Source organism: Paenibacillus polygoni (genome assembly GCF_030263935.1).
GTDB lineage: Bacteria > Bacillota > Bacilli > Paenibacillales > Paenibacillaceae > Paenibacillus > Paenibacillus polygoni.
In genome coordinates, this window is record NZ_CP127162.1 from 3,169,011 (window position 1) to 3,194,084 (window position 25,074).

Below are 25,074 nucleotides of genomic sequence, written 5' to 3' on the forward strand. Positions count from 1 at the left end.
ACGGACATATGCTAACTTTTTGATTCTCTAACCAAATGCTATTGTTCTATTTTCCATTCAGGCAGTGATTGTGCAATGCCTTGGTATGGGCTGATACTTACGTTTTCAAGTCTTCCATTGTTTGCGTATACGGATTTCCGGTAAAAAGTAAAGATAACCGGCAGTTCATCATTCAGTATTTGATACAATTCTTGATACACTGCTTTACGTTCCTCAGTATCTACTGTAGCCAGACCTTTTGCATAAAGTTCTTTAACCTTCGGATTGTCGTAACCTGGCAATGAACCGTCAATGAATTGAATTACTCCTTCAGAAGGATCTCTTAGCATAGGCGTTGAGAAGGCAGCCATATCATAGTCTTTACTTTCTACTTTTGACACTAATGCGTTAAAGTCGGCAAATACTTCCGGCTGAAAATCAATACCGATTTCGGCAAAGTTTTCTTTGGCTACCGCGATAAAAATATCCGTGGCCGGGCTTTTGGAACCAAGATAATGAATGGATAATTTTTTGCCGTCTTTCTCCCGAATCCCGTCTCCGCCTACGGTCCATCCTGCTGCATCAAGAAGTTCCTTCGCTTTTTCTGGATTATACTCGTATGGGTTAATTCCTTCTTCGGTATAAGACCATGAGATCGGAGCTGCTGGAATATTAGCTACTTCCCCTGCTCCTTGATTTGCATCTACATAAATGGCTTGACGATTCAAACCGTAAGTAATAGCTTGGCGTACTTCTTTTTCTTTCATCTGTTCATTCTCAAGATTCAATTGGAAATATCCATAAGTGCTCGGTGTATAAGGCAGGATATCGACATAACCAAGACCTTTTAATTTATCAATGTTCTCCTGTGTTGCTGTATAAGAAGCAAGATCCACTTCGCCTGTTTCAAGGAACTGCCATGTATCACCCTGAGAGGTTTTATAGATAAAACGTTCTACACTTGGTTTTCCTTTCAGATAATGTTCATTTGCTGTGAAACGAACCTCTTGTCCAGGAAGGAATTTCTCTAATATGTAGGGTCCATTACCGAGCGGAGCGGAATGTAGTTTTTGCAAATAAGTAAGCTCACCGAATTTATAATCCTTACCGTAATAGGCTTTGGACAGCACGTTACCGCCAAGATTTAGAAGAGCCGTTGCATTGGGTTCCTCAAGGGTTACTGAAATCGTATAAGGATCAATGATGTTAATACCTTCGATGCTGTCTGCTTTCCCCTCTTTGTAAGCAAGACCGCCTTTCACTTTCATCAGTGTAATATCGGTATCGCCATCGTAAGCTTTGTCATGCAGAAGCGTCCAAGTAAATGCAACATCTTCCGAAGTGAGCGGTGATCCATCACTAAACGTGCCTTTCTCAGGTAAATGGAATGTATAGGTTAATCCATCTTCAGAGACATCATAACTTTCTGCATAATCTGCAACAGGGAGTCCCTCAGCGTCCGAAGAAATAAGAGATGTGTACAGAAGGGAAGCAACGTTACCGTCATAACCGCTCTGTGAGAAATAAGGCGTGAACGATCCGCTTGGATCGGTGAGTCCCACAATCACCGTGTCTGTTCTTTGTACAGCGGTTTGAGGTAATTTGCTAATATCTGATGCAGGAATTTTTTCCGTTAACAGGTTCGTGGCTGCAGGAGCTTCCCCTGACGGATCACCAACTGATGTACCTGTGCCCGGATCGGCAGGTGAAGCACTTTCTCCTGAACATGCAGATAACAAAAGCGAGCCAGCAAGCAATAACGAGGAAGCATAGACAATCCTTTTTCTCATAAAACATCTCTCCATCTCTTTATTTTTTTAGTAACGCCTTTACAAAACATCCGAGGAACAATTCCGATAAACTAGGTATGTTTTTATTGATTAGTCATTATTATAGAAACGAAATGCAGTTCTGTAAATAGAGAACCAGTTAATTTTATGGATTTTTTTCAACTTTTTATCATTTTCTGAAAAATAAAACCATCAAACTCCCCGTCGCACAAGGATTTTGATGGTTTTCAGCATTTTTTTAACCTTCTATGTAATTTAGTAAAGAATGTTCCACTTGACGCAGCGCATGCGATCTGATGCTGTATTCGATCAGATTCTCTCCATCAAAATGAGCATATAGGAGTCCACTGCTGCGCAGTTTGGAAATATGATCATGCGTAATCCCTTTTGAAAGCTGTAAATGCCTGACAATTTCAATAAAGGATCGTGGTCCTTGGTGCAGATACTTAAGTATTTTCAGACGGTTTTTCTCTCCTAAGCTGCGAAGCACTCGCAAATCATGCGGAGGAATAACGGTATCATCCCCAAGGTAAACAGGTGCTGCATAGTGGCAGACAATCGTATTTCCATAATGCCAAAATATATGCAGCGGCTGAAAATGGTACTGTGGAATAAGCACGATCCGAACAAACCCCTCCGTTTTGTTAAACACGAGCCCTCGTGTCGTTTCATCGACTAGTGATTCCACCGATTTATATTCTTTTTCAGCAAGTCGAACTGCATTTTCTGCTTGAAGGGCTTTACACACCTCAGAACTCATCTGTTTGAAATATTGTTCATTCCATTCGTAAAATAGTTCCCTATACCTCTCTTTAAACCTCTTCATTTCAAAATCAGGAATCTTATAATTCCAATCTTTGCAAAGAGTAACGAAATGGCCCAGCAGATCTTTGTCTGATGTATTTTCTAAAAAGGTTATGTAATCTTCAGCAGTGTATATATCTTGTTGTTCTAACAATAGATAAGCGTACTTCCACTCTTCATCCATCTGCCATTCGTGGAGTATTGAACTATACTCAGTAGTCAGCATAGCTTGAGTCTCTTTGACCCACTTCGGTGAAAGTTCAATCTTTTTATGTGATTTACGGCAAATAAAAGTATGAAGACTGTTCATAAATTCATATACGGGTTTAAACCGAAAGGTAATATCATAACTCATAGCTTCACACTCCTTCGTACCCTATATTATAACGTTCGAAGGAAGTATGGAATAGGAAGCGATTATAAGATTTCTTTATATAAGACAGCGAGTTACGTACCCGTTTGCTCACTTGCAGCCTGCTGAGGGGACAAAAGTATTCTGGAAATTCGCAGATGTTCGATTTCTTCGATAACATACTTAAAGCCCGCTTTGATAATATATTCTCCTTTTTGCGGAGCGGAAGATCTTAATTCAGAAAACAGCCAGCCCCCAATCGTATCATATTGATTGTCATCAAGACACAGTTCAAAATGCTGGTTTACATCTTCAATTAACATCAATCCATCAATCGAATAGACGCCATCTCCCAGATATTCCACAAGCGGCCGTTCATTATCAAACTCATCCTGAATTTCACCAACAATTTCTTCAACGATATCTTCTAAGGTCACGAGCCCTGATGTTCCGCCATACTCGTCAATCACAATGGAAATTTGCGTCTTTGATTCCTTCATTTGTTTCAGTAAAAGATCAATCGAAGTGGATTCAGGGATACTGAGAACAGGCCTAATTGCCCTTATATAATCCTCCATTCCTGACATAAATAAATCTTTGATATGAACGAATCCAATGATATGATCCTTATCTCCATGACACACGGGATAGCGAGTGCGCATCTCTATACTTGCAAGCTTCAAATTTTCATGAACACTCCATTCGGTATTGAGGCATATCATTTCTGTACGTGGAATCATGATTTCCCTTGCGGTTCTTGTAGAGAATTCCAGAAGATTTTGGTTAAGTAACGTACTTTCCTTATGATCTAGTGAAGAAATATTTACTGGAGAAGAGAGCTTTTTTTCACTTCTTCTGATCCACAGTCTAGAAATGATACGACCGAAAACCAGATACTCAGTCACTAAAAGAACCACAAAAACAGCTGTAATGATGCGCGGTATACTTCCTGCAGCCATTATTCCGGCTGCCATTGGCGGTAATATTAATCCTGCTCTGCATAAATAAATATAGATTCGCACATGAGCTCGCAGATGCTGTCCAGCCTTGTCAAATGCAGACGAAACCGTATTATTGATGGGTCCCCGCGGTTCTGAGTCTTTAGCAAGAAAACTTAACTGATTCTGAAAAAAACCAAAAATGGCACTAATTAACGAAAGAACTGTCGTCATCATGAATAGCTCGATAGCCGGTAAAGGATCAGCCAATGATTGTCCTATCCACCATGAAAATGCAGTGAATAGGTTCACCTCCTTTTGTCCCTCTTTGTCTTGATCTTGATCCTATATATATGAGGTGAAGCCCAAAATAAGTGCTGTAAAAAACCGCAGGGTACACAAAAAAGATAAATGGTGTACCCTGCGGCTTACTAATGCATTATGTGTTTTATTAGGGATTATGAGAAAACGTCCATAATCCTAAGCTTTACCGCCGAGCACTAGGCGGCGCGTATGGATATTCATAATTCAACGGTTCATCAAACGTAGCGTAATCAAAGTTCACCATTAAAATGATTGTGCGTTGGCCTGTGTTTGGGTCACTTATGATAATATGATCACGTCCTGCTGCTTCTAGAACTCCTTTAAAGATCTTTGCATTCCACTCCCGGTTCCCTTCATAAGTAGCGTAGAAAGTCCCTATCTTTCCTAGATTCAACCTAAGAATATTCTCGATAAAAGATTGTTCTGCAAAAGGGAGATTCTGCTGAATCACTGCTCCCCCTGGCGTCATCACACTTCCACTGCTTACTTCTGGAGGAACAACGGTTGTGTTTGGCATCATAGGCATCATTGGCATCGAAGGCATTCCCATATTCCTCGGATCGTATCCAGGTCCTCCATTTCCAATCTTATAAGTGACGGGCTGGTAAGGCTGGTTGAACATAATTAAAAACCTCCCTGATTTTAAATAGATACTTTTTCAAAAAACTAATAAACAGCAGGACAATCCTCTACTGAAGGACTAAAGAAACAATGTGCTCGGTATCTCCCTGTATTTGCTTGATTGTACCAAGTCGGCGGACAATCCCCAGATGGTCTAAAGAACCAGAGTGCGTTACTTGCCGGCCATATTTTTTCCCCGTTAATAACCCGCTGAGCGAGCCTGATCTCTGATTCCCGTGCTGCCTGATAGAAATAGCCCTTTTGGGTTGCTTCAAATCCTCCCGGATTCTGGAATACCATATCACTCACAGAACGGATATTACGAAAATCCAAACATCCTCCGAGAACTCGATTGACCCCAACATTTCCTACAAGAAGCATCCCTGTATCCCCGTCTTCTTCCGCTTCCGCACGCATAAGTCTCGCCAGTAATCTCACATCTTCGGAATTCGCTTTAATCACTGCCAATGGAAGTCTTCCTCCTTCCTTTACTTAAGTGTTCTCATGGCTATACTTTATATCTTATTGTGCATTCGCCCAGATCGTGACATTTATTTCAATTATTTTCGAAAAATAAAAAAAGAACATCGGGTTTGTTTTCACAAGAGCCCAACATTCTTCTTATTTCTTACTCATTTTTTATTCTGATGATTACGAAAATAGCGAGACACATAATAACCTATAACGAGAAAAACAAGCACGACGACCGCACTAATGATCACAAGAATAGGATCATACGTGCCTTCACCTGAAGATAGAGGACCGAAACTCGTTCTAGGCTCAGCCTCTGCATATGACATATGCTTGCCTCCAAAAAAGTTAATCAGATACATAGACTCCTCCGAGATTATATCTTTTTTTCCAGTTTAACAAATCTCTAATTGGAAATATATACGGATAGAGAAATGAACATATGAAAAAAGAGCAAACTAAAAGTTTCTTTAGTCCGCTCTTCTCATCTCTATATGAGATTATTAAATAATTCTTTATGGCTTCGCATTAATCCAATAATCGTAAGAATGAATTAAATACCCCTGATAAGCATTATATTCCGCAAGCAGACCTGGCAACTTCGCTAGTTCTGATTCCATATAAGCTTCGCCTTCTTCATAAAAAGTAATATGATTTCCCTCATGACTTTCTTTCATTTCCACCGAAATCAGCAGCGGCTTGCCTAATTGATCAGCAATTTCCATTTCTTGAGCTACAACGGTCGCAATTCCGTTAGATCCTTCTGCTGTATCTCGGAAAGCCATAAGTGAGATATGATCCAATGTACGAATCATCCATTCCGTTACCGTCATGTTTTTTCCTGGCAATTCATGGCGATCGAGCCATACAGCTAAATCAGCACTTGTTTTGAGATCGGAATCTTTTTTGGTCTCACGAGCGAAATACTCTATATTAGATGCCCACTCTTTAAGCACACGTTCTCGGTTATTATCCCATTCCGAGTTTGTATATGGCTCAATATCTAAGTGAATGCCGTGGAATTTTTCATCCTCTGCTGCACGTAGGTTATATTGTTTCACATAATTAATGAGCCTCGTTAGACGTGATCTGTTTTCTTCAAGTCCCCAACTTGGATGACCGCCCATCGCATGAACTTCAATTCCCATCGCTGCAGCTTGACCCACAAAATTGCGATACAGTGAATACGGCTGGTCAAGATCAAGTCTTACATATAGAAAATTCACCTTTTTCTCTTGTAAGAACTCGAGCACTTGGTCACTTTCATTAATTATCTGTTCTGCTTTCCATATATAAGTTCCGCGAATAGAGTCAGTCGGCAGTTCTGGTTCTGGTTCTGGGTCCGGTGTCGGCTCTGGTTCTGGTGTCGGCTCTGGATTTACTGTATCTTGAGTCATCTGACTCCAATATACATAATCATGAATGGCAACTCCTGCAAAACTGGAATAGCCTGCATAGGATGCTGTCACTTCCTGAAGAGCTTGTTCCATTTTCTCTTTCGACTTTCCAGCAAATGTGGTGAATTCTTCTCCCGGCATTGGTTTCGCGTTAACTCCAACAATGATTTTTGCAGAATAATTGCTTGACCATTCCATCTCTTCTTGAATAACTTGGACAATCCCGCCCACCCCACTTGCTTTATCACGATAAGCCATTAAAGCGATTTGATCAAACCTGCCCATAAACCACTGAATCAGCGGTTCTTGTGAGTCTGGGTTATAATAGTGATCATACCAGAAAGGAAGATCTATAGCTGAATCCAGGCTAGGTTCTTGCTCAATGACAGACAGGAACTTTTCAATATTCGCAAGATAAGTCCGAGTGACCTCATCGCTATCGATCTCCCACTCCCCTAGAACATAGGGCTCTATGTCCAGATGAATTCCACTGAATTTTTCATTTTCTTCTGATTCTCTATTAAAGTCAACAACCCAGTTAGCAAAACGCAATAACGGAACTTCTCCGCCTTCCGCCGCCCACTTTGGGTGACCTCCCAGCGCATCCACTTTTATTCCATTCTCATGTGCACGAAGGATAAAACGTTGGTATACTGCGGCAGGTTGCTCCATATCAATTCGTAAATAAATATGATTAATCCGATGATTGTCTGCGTAATCTAGTATATCTTGGCCGCCGTCCTGAATCGATTCAGCTTGCCAAAGCCACATTGCCCGAGTAGTTTCTTTTGAAGAATCAAAAGCTGTCAACCATGTTACACTAGCAAGAAGTACAACCCACAAGAGCATGCGGGAAAGTTTCCCGTACATATCTTACCTCCACTTCTTTTCTCTTTTTTTAAGCCAACGCTATTATAACAGTGGAATAGAGCAAAAAAAATGAGCCCTCGTGCTCATGTTGGGCTCATCCAGAAATATTATACAATTTTGATAGGAGTCCTAGGCTAGGGCTGATATATCATTTTTCGTGACATTCCACCATCAACAACTAGATTCTCTGCTGTAATAAAATCGTTCTCAGGGTCGGTCAAGTATAAGCAGGCACGCGCGATATCCGATGGTTTCCCCACTCTTCCGCTTGGATGCTGCGAATGGTCCTCTGGGCGCAATTGTTCATATTCACCAGTCTCAATCCATCCCGGACTGATACTATTGACCCGGATGTGTTCAGATGACAAGGATAAAGCCATCGCATGGCTAAGCGAAATAATAGCTCCTTTAGAAGCAGCATAAGCTTCTGAATTTGGCTCTGACATGGTAGCCCGAGTAGAAGAAATATTGACTACAGAGCCGCCATTTTTGTTGTTTTTCATGTATTTGGCAGCGATCCTTGTCCCAAGAAAACAGCTGCGGACATTTGTGTTCATCACATCATCCCATTCATCTACAGTGAGTTCATAAGGTGATTTCCAAATCCCATATCCTGCATTATTAATTAGAACATCAATCTGTCCATATTCAGTTACCGCAGCTTCCATGAGTGTTAGAATTGCTTCTTCTGACCTAACGTCACAGTGGACAAACATCGCTTCGTATCCATCTTGACGCAGCGACGCAGCCGCCGCTGCTCCCTTCTCCTCATGGCGATCCGCAAGAACGACCTTTGCTCCTTGCATGGCATAAGCACCTGCCACTTCTTTACCGATCCCGCTGCCGGCTCCCGTTACGATGACTACCGTATTTTCAAATCTCATTTTCTCATCACCCTTCCCTTCTGAATTCCTTTCCTACTCATTACCCTAGTTCTACCAAGTTACTCTATTCATTTCGAATAAACATCAAAAAAAGCCGCCCTTGTCAGGGACGACCTATACATTATTATGGCAAGAGAAATGAATAGAAGACAACTTCACTCATGCATCAGCTCCGTATCTTTCCCTAAGACCCGTGAACCGGCTCGGCATATACTCTAGCAAGACGTTCAAAGCCTATGTAACGCGTTCCTTGAAAAGTGAGTCTTCCCTCATCTCCTTCAGAACATAGACCATACTCTTTACCGGCGACTTTAAACTCCAATCGATCGCCACTCTCTACTTCAAACGTGACATAATACATGGTTCTCGTATGGTTGCCTTCGCTCTGATTTGTCTGCTGCTGAACAGAAATACGTCTACCCGTAATCCGAGAATGCACTGTGAGGACAGGCTGTTTCTTGTTTTTCCCCCACTGAAGAGCTTCTTTTCCAATGGAAATAGCAATAATACCGAGAATCACGACAAACACTACAGGGAATACCGTTCCGAAAAAATCAAACATCCAGAAAGATTCAAATCCCACGCCGTCTCCTCCCGTCCAAGTTCTGGCTTCTGACAAACCGTCATTCTGTTCAAGTATATGCCACTATGGAAAGGAACTTGTCATCTCTTTAGCAGAATAATACAAATTTTCTTTGTTATAACACTTCCCAGTTCAGCCCGCCATCCGTCGTTTGCATCAATATTGATTTCTTCTCCGTTGCATTTTCAAGTAAGATCCATCCGACTTTTGTCGTAACGAACTGCATTTTCACAACCTCAGGGTACTTATCCAATAAATCAGACAGATTCTTGCTGCCTGCAAGTTTAGACCAAGTTTTCCCTTGATCAGTTGTCTGGTATATTGTTTTTCCTTGTAACATCCACCCTATATGATCAGAGACAAAAGTAGGATACAGCCGTTTATCTGTCCCGCTTTCTGCCGGCAGCTCAAATTGGACATGATTCCATGTATCGCCGCTATCATCTGTGAATAATCCGCTGTACTTAACTTGGTCTCCTTCAGAACATCCTAGCGGTATGTAAAGTTTATGATGATTAACGCTTAATGACTCCATTTCTCCCATTGTAAACGAAGAGCATTTCGTATGAAGTGATGAAGTACGATTAAAAAATGACTTGTCCATGCTCCAAGTCTCACCGTCATCGCTAGTTACGTACATTTTTGGTGTTCCCAGCTCTAGAACAGGTACAAAACCTTTCCCGTTGTCTGTAAACATCATGCCCATCGCATAACCTTGTAGTGGAATCGCTTCATCTGTAGCCTGAATTGGATTATTCGTTGATGTTTGGGTCCAGTTAACTCCGCCATCGGTCGTAATATATAATGTTTTTTGTTCTTTTACTGTCCCCACACTCTCACTCGTCATGAGATAACCGTGTTTACTAGAATTGAAATGAAGGGCTGTTACGGTTTGCGATTCTTCAAGTGAAGCGATCTTCCAGCTCTCTCCGCTATCATCCGTACGCAGAACGACATTATTGGTTCCATCCGTTCCCGAACGAACGATCCATCCATGTTCTCCATCTAAAAAGAAAATATCTTTTCCGTAAACAGGGTTAGATGAAAACTTCACATTGGCTGAAGGAGAAATATTAACCCAGGTTGCTCCGTTATCTCGCGTATAATACAGTCTTAATTCATTACGAGTAACGCCCCAAGCAAGACCTCCATAACCATGGATGAGTTGAAAATCAGTCAATCTTGTTTGAATTTGATATTTATTACTATCCGGTACTTCATAATATTCTGGTTCTACTAATGTAAGGGTTTGCCCTGTCTCTACAGGTTCTTCTTTTATGGTCGGCTGCACTTGTTCGGACTCTTTCGAACTGCAGGCTGCAAGCAGCAATACCAGCATACATGCTAATGACCATACGATTGCTCTACGCATGTTATCACCTTTCTGCCATAGCTTTTTCTCTAAGTTAGTCATTATAGCATAATTCGTGTTGAATGAGAGTCAAATCTGTTACTTGTCTGAATCCATTTGCAACGGAAATGAATTCTTCTGTAATAAACAAAAAAACTTCCGGCAACTAGCCGAAAGCTTTTTAAAATCAGTATATTTTATCTAGAAAAATGGTTTATTTAGGATTACTTTTACCAAGTTCACTATGCGAGTATCCGTAGAATAAATAAATAAGAAGTCCTACAATCATCCAAAGGATGAATCCCATCCAGGTCCAAATGTCTAATTGGAACATGAGCAGGAAACAACAACCAGCACTTAACAAAGGAAGAAATGGTACCCACGGAACCGTAAAGCCTCGCTTAAGGTCCGGTCTTGCTTTACGCAATCCAATTACACCTAAAGATACGATAGCAAAAGCGAATAATGCGCCCATATTTGTCAGACTTGCCAGTTTATCAAGTGGAAGGAATCCGCATAACAAGGCAATAACAAGTCCAACCATCCAAGTACTTCGAACAGGAGTCTGTCTCTTTTCATCTACTTTGGATAAAAATCTAGGAAGCAGTCCATCACGAGAAATGGCGAATAAGAGTCTTGTTTGACTGAATAACAGTACAAGTAAAACGGTTGTTATTCCAGCAATCGCCCCTAGCGATATGAGTCCTGCTGCAAAATCTTGCTGAACGAACCGAAGTGCAAAGGCTACCGGATCAGCTACACTAAGTTCTGTATAAGGTACCATGCCTGTAAGGACTACAACAACAATTACATAGAGTAACGTACACACTAATAGTGAAGCAATAATACCGATCGGCAGATCTCGCTGTGGGTTCTTAACTTCTTCCGCCGCGGTTGCTACAGCATCGAAACCAATATAGGCAAAAAACACTAACGCAGCACCGCTCAGAATCCCTGAATATCCGAATGGAATAAACGGTGTCCAGTTATCCGGTTTCACGTAAAAAGCTCCAACGATGACAAAGATGAGAATGACAGCTATTTTAACAAACACCATAAACGCATTAAATCTAGCCGTTTCTTTCGCGCCTCTTGTTAATAGCAAACAAATCAGCAAGATAATAATAACGGCCGGTAAATCCACAATTTGTCCTGAGGCTGCATTAAATGCTCCAGACAATGCAGCAGGCAAATGGATATTAAAACCAGCTAATAGTCCTTGCACATAGGCAGACCACCCACTCGCAACAGAAGCGGCAGCTAAGCCGTACTCGAGTACAAGAGCCCAACCCATTAACCAGCCGAACACTTCACCAAAAGCGGCGTAACTGTATGCATAGGCACTGCCGGATATCGTTACCGTGGAAGCTAGTTCAGAATAACAAAGTGCTGCAAGAATACATACCAGGGCAGCAACAACAAATGAAATAACGAGTGCTGGACCGGCATTATCTGCGGCAGCAGTTCCCGTAACGACAAAGACACCCGTTCCGATAATCGCCCCTATTCCAAGGACGGTCAGATCAAAAGGGCCCAGCGATTTCTTTAGATTGTTATCCGTTTTTTGATTGGGGTCAAAATGTTTCTTACGTAATAAATCCATAAAGTCACTCCTAGATGTAAGTTGCCCTACTATTCGTAAGTTTCATAGCAATGCTGTTTTATTATCTAAATATGAAATGACCCTGTCAATGAATATTTAAAGGAATAAGCAAATCACTACACTTCTCTTACTCAATCTCCTATTCCCACTAGTATTATGCTATTTTCGACTTGAAAAAGACGCTATTCATTCCGTAAAAGACACAACTCAATCACCGAATTATCGATTCCTGTATATAATGAAATTCGGGATGATGGAAGCGGATGATACGGCCGATTCTTGATGAATGTTTAACTTATAGGAATAGAAGATATTAGTAAGTATACGTGTCTATAAAAAAAGTACTTGCTGTGACAGCGCTTCCTGTATTATGATAACAGCTACAGAGTTACAACAACTCATTTACTTACTAAAATATATCAGCTAATTGAATAATGGATCTTCGGGGTAGGGTGAAATTCCCAACCGGCGGTGACGCTTATTAGCGAAGCCCGCGACTCAATTTTCTTATTATGGAAGATTGACTGATTTGGTGAAATTCCAAAGCCGACGGTACAGTCCGGATGAGAGAAGATCAAATATAACAACGTGCCGTGTTATTTCGCATGTTTGTTTGATCAACCCCTATTGTTTTTGGCATGCAGTATGCTGAGATGATAGGGGTTTTGTTAACTGAAGATACCATTTTCAAATTCGATGGAGGAGTTTGATGATGGAAAACACTACCCACGCAAAAAGAAATTCGAGTTCGACTGGTTTTTGGCTGGTTGCCCTTGGGGCAGCTTTATGGGGAATAAGTCCCCTGTTTCGTATCAACTTGTTAGAACATCTGACTTCCATGCAAGTTGTTCTCGTAGAACATTTACTTGTATGTCTTGTCGCAGGTCCGATTCTGTGGAGGAATCGTCATGAATTGAAACATTTGAAGCTGAAGCACTACCTTGCCATGTTATTTATTTCATGGGGCGGATCTGCACTTGCGTCTGTTATCTTCACGATGGCACTGACAAACGGTGACTTAAATGCAGTCATCTTACTGCAGAAAATGCAGCCTATCTTTGCTATTCTTTTAGCTAAATTAATTCTAAAAGAAACATTGCCACAAAAGTTTGGCGCTCTGTTTACCATAGCGATCATCGGTACGTATCTACTTACCTTTGGATTTCACTTACCCTTTGGCGAAGGAACCCAGTGGCTCAAAATTGGCAGCATCTTGTCCCTTTTAGCAGCTGCTCTATGGGGCGGTTCTACAGTGATGGGCCGTCTGCTCCTTGGTCAAATTCAGTATAGTACTGTTACTTCAATCCGGTATGTATTCGCCATCCCTTTGCTTGTTGGAATGACATGGATTGAAGGTGGAGTAACCAACCTCCCGCAAGCGGGTCCTGCACTTACCAGTATCATTATAAATCTTCTTGCGCAAGCCTTACTGCCAGGACTACTGAGTCTGCTTCTGTACTATAAAGGCTTATCTTCAACAAAAGCATCTATGGCTACACTCGCTGAACTGAGTTTTCCGATGACTGGTATTATTGTAAACTGGCTTGCTTTTGGTGAAATGATTACACTGGCTCAGCTCGTAGGCTTTATCTTCATATGGTCCGTTCTGTTTATTCTAACGCGTCAGCAACAGACGAATCAGAACCAGCTTTCTATAAACTAATAAAGGTCCCATCCTGCCATGTCTCTAAAGACATGGCTTTTTTTATGTACGAGATAACGACAGCGCTCTTGCGTATGGTAAAATCATATTCAGAAAGGATGATTGACATGAAAAACCAGTACACTTCCTATGATGCCGTAGGACTTGCTGCGCTCATCAGAGACCGGGAAGCTTCACCTGCCGAGTTAGTTCGAGCTGCAATAGAACAAGTTGAAAAACAAAATTCAAAAGTAAATGCTGTAGTACATACAAGATATGAACAAGCCCTGATTGAAGCTGAACAGGTGAGCATTATGGAGCAGCCTTTTGCAGGTGTACCTATTTTGTTAAAAGATATTTCCCAAGCCATCGCGGGTGAACCGCTCACCTCTGGCTCTAAGCTGTTTACACAGCATAAACCTTTATATGATTCTCATTTCGTTGCCAAGTTAAGAAAAGCCGGCTTTATTCCGATCGGTCATACCAATACACCGGAATTCGGCCTCAAAAATATTACGGAACCAAAGCTGCACGGACCTGCTCGGAATCCATGGAACACCATGCACTCCCCTGGCGGTTCCAGCGGAGGTTCCGCAGCAGCCGTTGCGTCTGGAATGGTTCCAATCGCAGGAGCAAGTGATGGCGGAGGATCCATTCGTATCCCTGCATCCTTCAGCGGACTCTTCGGACTTAAACCAACCCGAGGACGTACACCGGTTGGCCCTGGCGTGGGTAGACAATGGCAAGGGGCCTCCATCGATTTTGCACTATCCAAGACGGTTAAAGACAGTGCTGCTCTTCTCGATGTACTCCAAGTTATTCAGAATGAAGCTGCTTTTCAAGTTCCGCTATATCCTGGGCGTTATCTCGAAGATATGTATGCGCCGCTTAAACGTAAATACCGTATTGCATATACCACTACCTCACCTGTATGTACACCTGTGAGTGAAGATGCTATAGAAGCGGTACATAAACTGGTTCGCTTTCTAGAATCTGAAGGACATGTTGTGGAAGAAAAACTGAGCCCTGTAAATGGGGTCCGTCTGATGGAGAACTATTACATGATGAACAGCGGTGAAATGGCTGCTATGGTTCTTGGCATGGAACGCGGACTTGGCAGATCCATTACTGCGGAAGATATCGAAATCGAAGGATGGGTTCTGCTTGAAGCAGGCCGTAAGTTATCTGCTGCCGAATTTGTCCACAGTTTAGCGGAATGGGATGTCGCAGCTGCTCAGATGGGTACGATTTATGATCGTTATGATTTTTACATTACACCAACCAATGCCTATCCGGCACCGCTTGTGGGAGAACTTACGCCTGGACCAGAAAAGATCGAGCACTTGCTTTCCGTGAGCGATTTACCAAAGGCTAAACAACAGGAACTTATCTATGAAATGTTCCTTCCAAGCTTGACCTATACCCCGTTTACACAGTTAGCTAATCTTACAGGCAATCCAGCGATGAGTCTTCCTATTCATCTAACAGAGTCAGGACTTCCCATCGGCGTACAAGTGATGGCCGCAAAGGGGCATGAGAATGAGTTATTCACCTTAGCTTCCTTACTCGAAAGTTCATCGCTTTGGGTAGATCTCATGGACAATCCCATGTTAAAAAATGAATAGGACGTGACAAATGGATATCTGGTCAGTGCATCTCCGTCCAATATTAGATTCGGGTATAGACTGGATGCGAATCATACCCTTAATGAACTCTCAGCTGCAAGCTAAGATTCAGAAGTTTCGTCAGCCTGAAGATCAGCTGCGCACCCTTTGCGGTGAACTTCTTCTGCAAAGATATGCTTTAGAGCGGTGGAGAATCCCCCCCTCTGGGCTTGTTAAGAAATATAATGCTTATGGTAAACCGGAACTTGCAGAATATCCTTCATGTCACTATAATATTTCTCATTCTGGAGATTGGGTCGTAGCCGCTTTTGATTATAATCCGGTTGGGATCGATATTGAGACGGCCGCTAATCCCATAGAGATCTCTATTGCCGAGCGCTTCTTTTCACCTACTGAAGTCAGCCTGCTTCAAGAACAAAACGAGGAACAACAGCAATCTCTTTTTTACAGTCTTTGGACGCTGAAGGAAAGTTATATAAAAGCAGAAGGTTCGGGCCTCTCGATCCCACTTGACTCTTTTTCGTTTGAATTCAGGGAGCAAAATCAAGAACATAATAACGAAGAGAGTAATAACGTAGAGTTGTATCGTTCGGATACACTAGATACCAGCTGGTATTTTAAGCAATATAGGATTGATCCGGGGTATGCTCTTGCGGTATGTGGGCGAGAGCCAGACTTTCCTAAACAAGTTGAAGCCGTTCGTTGGGATACACTGATTTCAATTATCTGAAAACAGTAAGTGTAATAGTAAGTGTATTGTCGTGATAAAAAGCTAGGCGTAGTGCAGAGGTTAAAGTCCCTTGCACTACGCCTATTTGTTACGCATACGTTTCTGTTTACTTAGGAGCCGATATTAGTGTACTATACCAGACTTTCTACTTCGTCTGACAACCATTTGTTCACGAATATCTGTTACTGATTACTTAAGATCAATTGAAAATTATTAATAAATCCATCCTCAGATATAAAAACTGGCGTGTATTCTTTAGATTCGAAATCATAATAATAGATACCTCTTTTATCATTTATTACCGATGTAACATATAGACCTTTTCCATCAACTGAAAAACTTGCTCCATCTACTTGCATTCTTTCAGGCGGTAATATGAACTCTTCCACCTCATGAGAACTAGCATTAATGGATACTGCTTTCGATTTTTCTCCAGAGTTATATTCTTTGTCATAAATAGCGATTATCTTATTATCTATCCTATTTACCATCAGAATTCTTATCCAAGCATGCTCTGAAAAGAGCTGCTGTGTATCCGTAAATTTAAAATCGGTTTCATAGATAGAAAACAAAGGCATAGAATATTTATTTTCATCGGAAACAAACTGCTTTTCGATAACCTCCCGATCTTGACTATAAGAAAAAGCAGAAATATATATTTTTTCTGTATCTGGATTTATGGTTATCGTTTCAACGTTGGTATCTTCATCGCCCCAGTATGAAATAACACCGCTCTGTTTATCCAACATTCCTAAACGTAATACCCTGTTTGAAGCAGCAATAAAAAAGACTTTTTCCTTCGTAGGTATGATTTGATTCACAGCACGTAAATTGGTTGTTAACTTCGTTTCTTCTTTTGTCTCTAGATTATAACTAAATATTTGATCATGCTTATTACCATCGGTCTTAGTATAATAAACAACTTTATCATTAGAACTGAAAACGCCTAGTGGATACTCTGATGTATATGGGAAATTAAATATCTCTGTTCGTTCTTTTGTTTTAGGAGTGTACTTGGAGATGGAGGTTGTAACTTCATCTGAATCAGGCTGAATATATGTCGTAGTTGTTATGGATAAATAATCATCATTCTGTTCTATAAGATTATTTTTGCTATTACAGCCAACTAGTAAAAGTATAAGAACTACAGTAAGCAGTAAACCTTTTGCTAATAATTTATTTCTCATAAGGTACTTAACCTAGAAATATCACTTTTCCCTAAATTCATCGCAGACACTCTTTTCTATGTAATTTTTTCCATATAATTATAGTATATTACTTTTCATGCTTAAACAATGGTTTTTAAGCAAAAAGCAAGCTTCGAGAAATAGTGATTGGTGCCCCATTCCCTTAGCTTGCTTTTTATCTAGTTATTAATTTAATGTATTCATCTGTGCGAGTTCTTTAGCAGCTAGTTTTTTTATCACTTTATTATTCTTTGTGTCAAAAGAATATCTATATAACTTGAATTCGTCAGAAGGATATTCACTTGCATAATCAATGAATGATCCGTTTTTGTCCCAAAGTATAAATGCAGTAGACATCGTTTTTGTTTCTCTTGGTACGTAGGTGAAGGTATTATAGAACACATTATAGACTGCGATTCTACTTAATGAAGGATCTCCATAAGAAAAGGCAAATTTTTGACCATTAGGAGACCACTTATAAGCAGTCACGGTTTCAACTGGTTTCGAACTTTTCACAATACTATTAATCAGTTTGTAAGAGCCATTTTTGAGATTCACGACATATAAACTGTTGTAGCCGAGACTCCCTGCTTGCAGCGCAAGAAATTTATTGGTTGGGGATATGGAAATTGAATTAATGGTATCAAACTCATCTGTGAAATTTATAGTATAGTTTTGAGTCCCATTTATGATCTCTACAGAATCTATCAGAGTGTCAGATGGAGGATTAGCCGACTTCTTCTTAGTAGCTATTACACTTACGTTATCCTGCTCAAATACAATCTTGTTTTTTGTTTCTTTTTTGCTAGGCTTTTCTTTCGTTATGAAATATGAAGTGCTATCATCTGTTACCATTTGTGCTTTAGCTTCATTACTAAAGTGTTGATTGAATTGAAAAACAGGAGAAACGAATGTGAAAGCTAACATTATTTTGAATATTTTTTTCATTATTTAACCTCCCGATAAAAATACCTTTATATCTTAGTATAATACAAGGGAATTTATTTTCAAAATAATGGAATTTTCCTTGGGCGATTAAGTGAAACCACCTGCGTTAATAAATGCACTTATAATTGCACAGCCTCCAAACAAGATGAACCACCACGCCCATTTGTTCTTCTTTCTCTTTTGCTTACTGATCAGCAGGCCTACGATTCCCGTAATCAATATTAGTACCGCTAAACTTGTTCCTACAATGAAGCCCGCCATCTCTTCTTATCCCCCTTCAATGTTTCCTTAATGAAAACTCTCCCCCTCTAACCTCAGCGCAATAGCTCCTCCTTGCTTGTAAATAGGTATATAATTTTCTCTCCGAAATTAAAGGAAAATCACTTTTGAAATTGCCCGATACCTTTTTGAACTTAAAAATAAAGCCGTCATTATCAGGAATAGAGATGATAACCCTTGCCCCCGTACCTACACAGCGGATTCTTTCGGGTACAATGCCGGATCGAATCGTCATCCCTCTCCCCTTGTTAGACGAATCGATCTCTGAGAATTCACCTGTAAGTTCCAATTTAGATGAAGTTGAATGGATATGCAGCTTATCTACGATTAACTTCTCCCCAGTAACAATAGAACCTACTATACCTAGATCCAATCTTTGTATGTCTCCTGATAACTCCGCTCTCCCAGATGTGATTCGGCACTTACAATTCATAGCACTCACTTCTTTAAAATACACTCTACCGCCAACCGTTGTTAGGTTCACCGAGTTCCATACCTTTTTAGGAAGATATACTTCCAGTATCGAACGGTGGAATTGAAACCCAATCCTTATTGTTTCTTTTCTACCATCAACAATCCGCAGTTCATCAGACCTGATATCTGTATTAAAAAGTCTGCCTTCAGGAAATTTGTTACTGGCTTTTTGAACAATCCGAATATCGTTTAACTCCGTGGGTAAAATTCGAATGTCATCTGAAAGCCAATCAATCATCAAATGGCTAACTGAATCATGGATCGATTGTTCTTTTCGTATCTCAAATTCACTCATTAAAGACACACGATCACTCCTATAATAAAACGTTTTTGTTTTATCAATCGATCTCCATGCTGTTCACCTTGTTCATCAATTCCCAAAGTATAAAGGTACTCACTGCAACGACGAGGGTTAACAGGGAAAACAGGATAGCATCATTTCCAAAACTTCCTATCATGGCATTTGCATATACTGCAGATAGAATGAAAGAAGTAATAATTGTTGTTGGTATAGACTTTTTTACAAAACCAATTCTCATGGCGATGATGCAAATACCATTTACGCTGATAGACAGTACAAGGATCATTTTGATTATGGACATCAATAGTCCAATTGAAAGTGTGTCACTTACGATAGGCATAAATGACTCCGTTAGACTAAAAACCAGAACTGCTGGAATATTACAGATGATCATGGCAAACGTAGTAAATAAGACCACTATTCCCACTTTAGCCAGAAGTAGTTTTTTTCGATTGACTGGATATGAGAACAAAAGCACTAATCTTGTACCGCTATATTCCTCAATTACAAATCGTGAATACATTACAGAAGACAAAACGGAAAATACAATCATACTGACGATGGTAGTGAATAAAAAAATATTGGGGTAAGTCTGAAAATCCGGTTCATTCTCCACCTGTGCAACATAAGCGACAAAATACATAAATCCTATAAGTACAATTCCAGAAATAATACTAGCCGTAACATAAGAGCCAAGATGATTTCTTCTCATCTCCAATTTCATCATCTTAAGCAAACTGGTTACCTCCGCTCACGATATCAAAAAAGTAGTCTTCCAGGCCATTCTCAAACTGAGTCTTGATGTCCGCAATAGGGATTTCCCTCTCTACTCTTCCTTCTGCAATAATTCCTACGATATCTGCAATATGTTCGATCTCTGAAATGATATGACTGGATAAAAGAATGGTCATACCATGATCGTGTACTAGAGTAAGAAACAGGTTTCTCATCTCTCGTACAGCGACAGGATCAAGCCCATTAATAGGTTCGTCAAGAATGAGAAGTTTAGGATGATGAATGAATGATCTTGCAATTGCAAGTCGCTGGCGCATCCCTAAAGAAAATTTAGATACAGGCTTAGAACCGGTCCCCACAAGACCTACCATTTGCAACACTTTGGATATGTCTGCCTTTTCCACATTCATATAAGCAAGATGCAAGCTTAAGTTCTCCTCAGCAGAGAGATGTTCAAAAAAAACGGGAATTTCAATTAGGCTGCCAACTTGCGTTAAGATTTTATTTCTCTCTTCTGTTACGTCCATGCCTAAAACTTCTACTTTTCCAGCCGTTGGGGTAAGTAATCCAAGTAAAATCTTCATTACCGTAGTTTTTCCCGCACCATTTGGTCCTAAAAACCCATAGATAGCTCCTTCAGGAACAGACATTGTGCAGGAATGAATCACTTCCTTATCTAAAAAAGTCTTCGATAAACCCTCTGTTTTTACAGCAAAGTTACTACTCATCCTGACGATATCCTCCAATATCTGAATGACGTTCCGAAATTTTATGAAGCAATTGATCACTGACAATATCTGCGCCCAGAACCCTCATCATGTGTTGTAGAAAATGTAATCGAGCTACTGTTTCCTCATGCCCCCGTCCAAACAATAGTGGATTTATCCAGATATTCACGAGTAACATAAAGACCTCAGCACACTCTATTGGAAAATCCGTAGTGATGGATCCATCTTCTTTTCCCTCCATCATGATCTTTGCGATAATCGGGGCATCTTTTTTTACGCCTTCCTGAATACCTGTCACTACAAATTGCGGATTCTTAATCTGTGTACTCAGTACTCCGTCCATGGAATGGGCGTCAGGATCAGCTACAATTTGTTCTAAAATCTCAACTAATTTCTCGCGCGCATTTGAGGCTTGTGTATTTTGAATTAGATCATCCAGCATCTTTGCAGCATAACTGAATTGTTTGTTCATCACCGCATCAAGGATGTCTTCTTTCGATTTGAAATGATGATAAATAGCCCCTTTGGACATACCAAGTTCATCAATAATATCTTGAATGCTTGTTTTCTCGAATCCTTTTTCCGTGAACAATTTGGATGAGACTGCAAGGATTTGCTCCAATGTCTGTTCTGGATATTTATTTCTAGCCATATTAGCATCTCTCCTTTTAATACCGACCGTTGGTATTTATAATAAAATACGAACCATATAATGTCAATAAAAGTAAAAATAAACATAAAAAAGAACTGTATCTCTACAGCTCTTTTACTTTCTTTTTTATAAACTTAGGAGTCACTATATAAACTAGGTTATATATTTTAATTTGGTTATCCTTTTCGCCCTTGTACTTAACTGTGATGAATCCTACATATAAATAAACTTTTTTTCATTGGATGTGTTTGTATTACAACAAGTGTTTTTTGAAATCTATATGTTATTAAAATAAAACGAAGGAGCTATCAAAAAATGATTAGAAAATTATGCTTAGCATTATTGCTCTTATGCTTCACGAATGTCACATTTTCAGAACCGAGTTTAGCAGCTACCAAGATCATAAAAACAAAAATCGAAGTTTCAAAGACATTCTTGGATCACAATATCGCAAGACCTCAAAGTGATGGAAGCTTTCATCATGGTTTGTTACTATCCGAACAATCAGATGGAACTCTAATATACAACAACACTTTAGGAAATAAAGCCTTTCATCTCCCAGATAATATCAAACCGATAAGTGATTTTTACGAACAACGAGCTTTGGTACAAAATAAAGAAACAAAACTCTATGGCTATATTAATACAAAGGGGAAATTAGCGATTCCTTGTCAGTTTACCGAAGCTGGCTATTTTTCTGAGGGCGTATCTCATGTAACCTTAGCAAATACGAATCAACAGGCACTTATAGACAGAACAGGAAAAATCATTTCTCATTTCTCAAAAAAATATGATTCCGATTTTTATTTTAGCAATGGTCTTGCTATGGTAACTGATCCGAAAAGTAATAAAAATGGCTTCATTAATACACTCGGTGAATTGGCTATTCCTTATGATTACACCTATGCTCGAGGGTTTTCCGAAGGTTTCTCCCTTGTTCAAAATAATAAAGGACAGTACGGGTATATTGATACTTCTGGCACAGTTATTATTCCTTTTCAATATAAATCAGGTGGCAGTTTCTCTGAAGGATTAGCATCCGTGCAGAACAACAAAGGTAAATGGGGATTTATTAATAAGAAGGGTAAGGTCATCATCCCTTTTCGATATGACAATGCAAGTGATTTTAGCGAGGGACTAGCGGTCGTATACAACTCCAGTGGTAAAGTCGGGTTTATCAATAAAAAAGGGAAGTTGGTCATTGATTACCAAGAATACAACAACGCATCTAATTTCAAAGAAGGAATCGCTTTAGTGGGAATCGGAACAAACTCAGATGGTAAGTTCGGTTATATTGATCGTTATGGCAACTTATTAACTAAACTTGAGTATAGAGCAAAATCTTCTTCCTTTAATGGAGGGTACGCTATAGCTGTTATATCCCCAAGTAAGTCGGTTATTCTTAAAAAACGGATAATTACTAAATGAATTAGAAAGTGCTGGGTACCAGCAAGAATATGATCAGAAAGATGGAATATACATCACAAGTATCTCTTGGTAACGTGTCTTCAAGTGGAGCAGATACAATGAGCACCTTAAGCGGTCATTCTTTCCCGTGTAAAGGTGCTCATTGTACTAATGAAATCCAAAAATTCGTGATACTGAAGGTTACGCATATTTTCAGATTTTCTTTTCATTTCCAAGAAAATGAGGTTCTAATCTCTTCTCTAATAAACCATCCTCTGTGCGCGATACTTGATAGGCAAAAGCATTCCGTCTAGAGCTTACTACTTTATACAGATCCGTTCCTATGTAATGAAGCGCTGTCCCATTATCCGCAGCTACACCCTGCTTCAGTTCTCCTTCCTCCACTAACTTGCGATAAGCCGGTTTATAAGTATACTCTCCACTATCCATGTCATCATAATGCGGGCTGTGGCTTCCTGGAAGTAACCCGAGACCACGAATAGAAGAGTAACTTCCCTGATCGGAGTCTGTAATTCCTTCTTCGTACCAACAGAGAGATCCCGCACTAAGCCCTGCAAGGACAATACCTTGTTTCCAAGCGGTTGTGAGAATCTGATCAAGCCCCCGCTCTTTCCATAGAGCCAGTAAAGTTTTAGTACTTCCTCCGCCTACATAGATAATATCCTTGTCCAGAACAAAATCATCCAGATTCCGGCATGGCGGAGAGGATAAGGATAAATGGGATGGGATACAGCAATGTTGATCAAAAGCCTCATAGAATCTCTTCACATACGCCTCTGCGTCTCCGCTGGCCGTAGGTAGAAAACATATTTTTGGCTGATTCAAAACAGATTGGGCTAAAATGTATTGATCTAGCAGCGAATTATCCGGTTCCATGGAGAAACCTCCACCGCCCATTGCAATGATCTGAGATGTCATCTATGTAGCCTCCTTTACTGTATGATTAACCTTGTGCTTGTCCTGATGTTCGAGCCTGACATGAGCTAATAGTAAAAAAGGAATGCCGCATAGTGTCATGAGTACTATTGGGATAAATATGTATAGCGACTGCTCCGCTGTAAAATGAGTAAGTAACGCTCCGCCAATCAGCGGTGCTAGTACATTCCCTAAATTATTGAACCCCATCATTCCGAAATATGTGCCCTTGAGCTCGGGTTTTGCAATACGATCCACCAATAAGTCCATTAAAGTGAACATCAACACTTCACCAATGGTAAATATAACGACACCAGCTAACATTGCCCACCAAGAATCCCACATTCCGAACAATATAAAACTTCCTGCAACGAAAACATTACCTACCATAAGTGACACAGCAGGAGGCAGTTTACGGAACGTTCGAACAAGAGGATATTGAACGATCAGAACGACTACGGCATTCAATGACAGCATGTAAGTAAACAACTGCGCTCCGTCTTCAAATTGTGGGCTGAGTTCGAGGTACTGTGCTAGTGTGGAACTGAAATGCCCAAATCCAAGTACACAAAACATGGAACCGATAAGTACATAGATGAAAGTACGATCCCTGCTTGTAACGGTAAACGCCTCTCTTAAAGATACCTTGGATCCACCGTCTTCGGATGGTAACTTCACTTGCTCAGGTTGTAATGCAAATTGAATGATAAGTACGATTCCATACAAAATATAAACTGCGCCAGCAATGAGAAAAGGAACTCCCGATTCAGCTGAACCCATCTGTAATCCAATCAGCGGTCCAATGACAACACCGAGATTAATCGCAGCATACCGCAGATTAAATACGAGGAGTTTATTTTCCGGTTTTGTAATATCAGATAACATGGCTCTTGATGTAGGTTCAAAAACAGCACGGCATAAACCGTTTAACGCATTCATTACAAAAAACATCCAAATTTGATTTGCTGCTGCAAATCCGATAAACACAATTGCCCAGCTGAAAATAGAAAAAATAAGTACTTTTCTTCGTCCCATTCGGTCAGATATGTAGCCTCCATAGAAACTCGCAAACACGCCGATCAGTGAACTTACCGCGACTACCATACCGGTTTCAACTGGTGAAGCACCCATTGTTTTAATTAAATAAATCGATAAAAAAGGAATACTCATCGACGTAGCCATTCTACCAAAAATTGTGCCGATGATGATTGTCCAAGCAAGCGGGTGAATCTCTTTTAAATGTTTATTCATGCTGCCTCCTGTGTCTTTGAAACGTAAGGTTACTCGCTATATGCAATATCTGAAAATAATACATATCATTCCAGATATTTAAACAGGTGTCAATAAATATTACCGCTATGATTTTTCCTCTGCTTTTAAACCTGAATTAGACGCAAAAATATTGTGATTCATGTGAACGGACTTAATTGCGGTCATTTGCTAATAGGAATTTTTCATATGTT

Annotated in this window: 24 protein-coding genes and 1 riboswitch; of the genes, 4 read left to right on the top strand and 20 right to left on the bottom strand. The window is 40.2% G+C overall.

The genetic code is table 11. The features are described from left to right. Positions 1-38: 38 nt before the first annotated feature. The 11 genes from QPK24_RS15170 to QPK24_RS15220 all read right to left on the bottom strand — a co-directional run bounded on the left by QPK24_RS15170 (position 39) and on the right by QPK24_RS15220 (position 11,967). A complete protein-coding gene (locus QPK24_RS15170; protein WP_285742485.1) occupies positions 39-1,769 on the bottom strand; it encodes an ABC transporter substrate-binding protein in 1,731 nt (576 codons plus the stop codon). Positions 1,770-2,007: 238 nt separating this feature from the next. Continuing rightward, positions 2,008-2,928, bottom strand: coding sequence for an ArsR/SmtB family transcription factor (locus QPK24_RS15175; RefSeq protein ID WP_285742486.1), 921 nt, complete (start codon positions 2,926-2,928; stop codon positions 2,008-2,010). 92 nt (positions 2,929-3,020) lie between these two features. Further along, on the bottom strand, positions 3,021-4,133 hold the full coding sequence (locus QPK24_RS15180) for a hemolysin family protein (protein ID WP_285742487.1): 1,113 nt from the start codon (positions 4,131-4,133) through the stop codon (positions 3,021-3,023). Positions 4,134-4,350: 217 nt separating this feature from the next. Then, complete coding sequence (gene gerQ / locus QPK24_RS15185) at positions 4,351-4,812, bottom strand: spore coat protein GerQ (RefSeq protein WP_285749347.1); 462 nt, start codon at positions 4,810-4,812, stop codon at positions 4,351-4,353. A gap of 41 nt (positions 4,813-4,853) precedes the next feature. Further along, a complete protein-coding gene (locus tag QPK24_RS15190; protein ID WP_285742488.1) occupies positions 4,854-5,276 on the bottom strand; it encodes a cell wall hydrolase in 423 nt (140 codons plus the stop codon). A 164-nt stretch (positions 5,277-5,440) separates the two neighbouring features. Continuing rightward, positions 5,441-5,608 (bottom strand): hypothetical protein, encoded by a 168-nt coding sequence (locus QPK24_RS15195; RefSeq protein ID WP_285742489.1) that lies wholly within the window; start codon positions 5,606-5,608, stop codon positions 5,441-5,443. A gap of 186 nt (positions 5,609-5,794) precedes the next feature. Next, a complete protein-coding gene (locus tag QPK24_RS15200) occupies positions 5,795-7,546 on the bottom strand; it encodes a hypothetical protein (RefSeq protein ID WP_285742490.1) in 1,752 nt (583 codons plus the stop codon). 134 nt (positions 7,547-7,680) lie between these two features. After that, positions 7,681-8,430, bottom strand: a complete 750-nt coding sequence (locus QPK24_RS15205) for an SDR family NAD(P)-dependent oxidoreductase (protein WP_285742491.1) — start codon at positions 8,428-8,430, stop codon at positions 7,681-7,683. A gap of 184 nt (positions 8,431-8,614) precedes the next feature. Next, positions 8,615-9,013 carry a DUF2500 domain-containing protein gene (locus QPK24_RS15210; protein WP_213531209.1) on the bottom strand — a complete coding sequence of 133 codons (399 nt, stop codon included), beginning with the start codon at positions 9,011-9,013 and terminating at the stop codon, positions 8,615-8,617. Between the two features lie 115 nt (positions 9,014-9,128). Continuing rightward, positions 9,129-10,385: a WD40/YVTN/BNR-like repeat-containing protein gene (locus QPK24_RS15215; protein WP_285742492.1), complete on the bottom strand. Its 1,257-nt coding sequence runs from the start codon at positions 10,383-10,385 to the stop codon at positions 9,129-9,131. A 193-nt stretch (positions 10,386-10,578) separates the two neighbouring features. Then, positions 10,579-11,967, bottom strand: coding sequence for an amino acid permease (locus QPK24_RS15220; RefSeq protein ID WP_285742493.1), 1,389 nt, complete (start codon positions 11,965-11,967; stop codon positions 10,579-10,581). 434 nt (positions 11,968-12,401) lie between these two features. Continuing rightward, positions 12,402-12,546: riboswitch (FMN riboswitch) on the top strand. 133 nt (positions 12,547-12,679) lie between these two features. On the opposite strand from QPK24_RS15220, the gene QPK24_RS15225 reads away from it, so the two are divergent. From QPK24_RS15225 to QPK24_RS15235, 3 genes are all read left to right on the top strand, one after another. After that, on the top strand, positions 12,680-13,630 hold the full coding sequence (locus QPK24_RS15225; protein WP_285749349.1) for a DMT family transporter: 951 nt from the start codon (positions 12,680-12,682) through the stop codon (positions 13,628-13,630). 107 nt (positions 13,631-13,737) lie between these two features. Next, positions 13,738-15,234 carry an amidase gene (locus tag QPK24_RS15230; protein WP_285742494.1) on the top strand — a complete coding sequence of 499 codons (1,497 nt, stop codon included), beginning with the start codon at positions 13,738-13,740 and terminating at the stop codon, positions 15,232-15,234. Positions 15,235-15,244: 10 nt separating this feature from the next. Beyond that, complete coding sequence (locus tag QPK24_RS15235; RefSeq protein ID WP_285742495.1) at positions 15,245-15,964, top strand: 4'-phosphopantetheinyl transferase family protein; 720 nt, start codon at positions 15,245-15,247, stop codon at positions 15,962-15,964. A 182-nt stretch (positions 15,965-16,146) separates the two neighbouring features. On the opposite strand, the gene QPK24_RS15240 is transcribed toward QPK24_RS15235, so the two are convergent. From QPK24_RS15240 to QPK24_RS15270, 7 genes are all read right to left on the bottom strand, one after another. After that, positions 16,147-17,151, bottom strand: coding sequence for a hypothetical protein (locus QPK24_RS15240; RefSeq protein WP_285742496.1), 1,005 nt, complete (start codon positions 17,149-17,151; stop codon positions 16,147-16,149). A gap of 186 nt (positions 17,152-17,337) precedes the next feature. Then, a complete protein-coding gene (locus QPK24_RS15245; protein ID WP_285742497.1) occupies positions 17,338-18,099 on the bottom strand; it encodes a TolB-like translocation protein in 762 nt (253 codons plus the stop codon). A gap of 87 nt (positions 18,100-18,186) precedes the next feature. Continuing rightward, positions 18,187-18,360, bottom strand: a complete 174-nt coding sequence (locus QPK24_RS15250) for a hypothetical protein (RefSeq protein ID WP_285742498.1) — start codon at positions 18,358-18,360, stop codon at positions 18,187-18,189. Between the two features lie 16 nt (positions 18,361-18,376). After that, entirely contained in the window at positions 18,377-19,147 is a 771-nt protein-coding gene (locus QPK24_RS15255) for a DUF4097 family beta strand repeat-containing protein (RefSeq protein ID WP_285749351.1), read from the bottom strand. A gap of 43 nt (positions 19,148-19,190) precedes the next feature. Continuing rightward, positions 19,191-19,880, bottom strand: a complete 690-nt coding sequence (locus QPK24_RS15260; protein WP_285749353.1) for an ABC transporter permease — start codon at positions 19,878-19,880, stop codon at positions 19,191-19,193. A 1-nt stretch (position 19,881) separates the two neighbouring features. Next, a complete protein-coding gene (locus tag QPK24_RS15265; RefSeq protein WP_285742499.1) occupies positions 19,882-20,616 on the bottom strand; it encodes an ABC transporter ATP-binding protein in 735 nt (244 codons plus the stop codon). Next, on the bottom strand, positions 20,609-21,268 hold the full coding sequence (locus QPK24_RS15270; RefSeq protein WP_285742500.1) for a TetR/AcrR family transcriptional regulator: 660 nt from the start codon (positions 21,266-21,268) through the stop codon (positions 20,609-20,611). The genes QPK24_RS15265 and QPK24_RS15270 overlap by 8 nt, the downstream gene beginning before the upstream one ends. A 315-nt stretch (positions 21,269-21,583) precedes the next feature. On the opposite strand from QPK24_RS15270, the gene QPK24_RS15275 reads away from it, so the two are divergent. Beyond that, positions 21,584-22,696 (top strand): WG repeat-containing protein, encoded by a 1,113-nt coding sequence (locus tag QPK24_RS15275; RefSeq protein ID WP_285742501.1) that lies wholly within the window; start codon positions 21,584-21,586, stop codon positions 22,694-22,696. Positions 22,697-22,888: 192 nt separating this feature from the next. Here the strand turns inward: QPK24_RS15275 and QPK24_RS15280 are convergent, their stop codons facing one another. Both QPK24_RS15280 and QPK24_RS15285 read right to left on the bottom strand, forming a co-directional pair. After that, the gene (locus QPK24_RS15280) at positions 22,889-23,614 is read right to left on the bottom strand and encodes a Type 1 glutamine amidotransferase-like domain-containing protein (protein ID WP_285742502.1); all 726 of its coding nucleotides are present in this window, start codon (positions 23,612-23,614) and stop codon (positions 22,889-22,891) included. Beyond that, the gene (locus QPK24_RS15285; RefSeq protein ID WP_285742503.1) at positions 23,615-24,862 is read right to left on the bottom strand and encodes an MDR family MFS transporter; all 1,248 of its coding nucleotides are present in this window, start codon (positions 24,860-24,862) and stop codon (positions 23,615-23,617) included. It abuts the gene before it with no gap. Between the last annotated feature and the right edge of the window lie 212 nt (positions 24,863-25,074).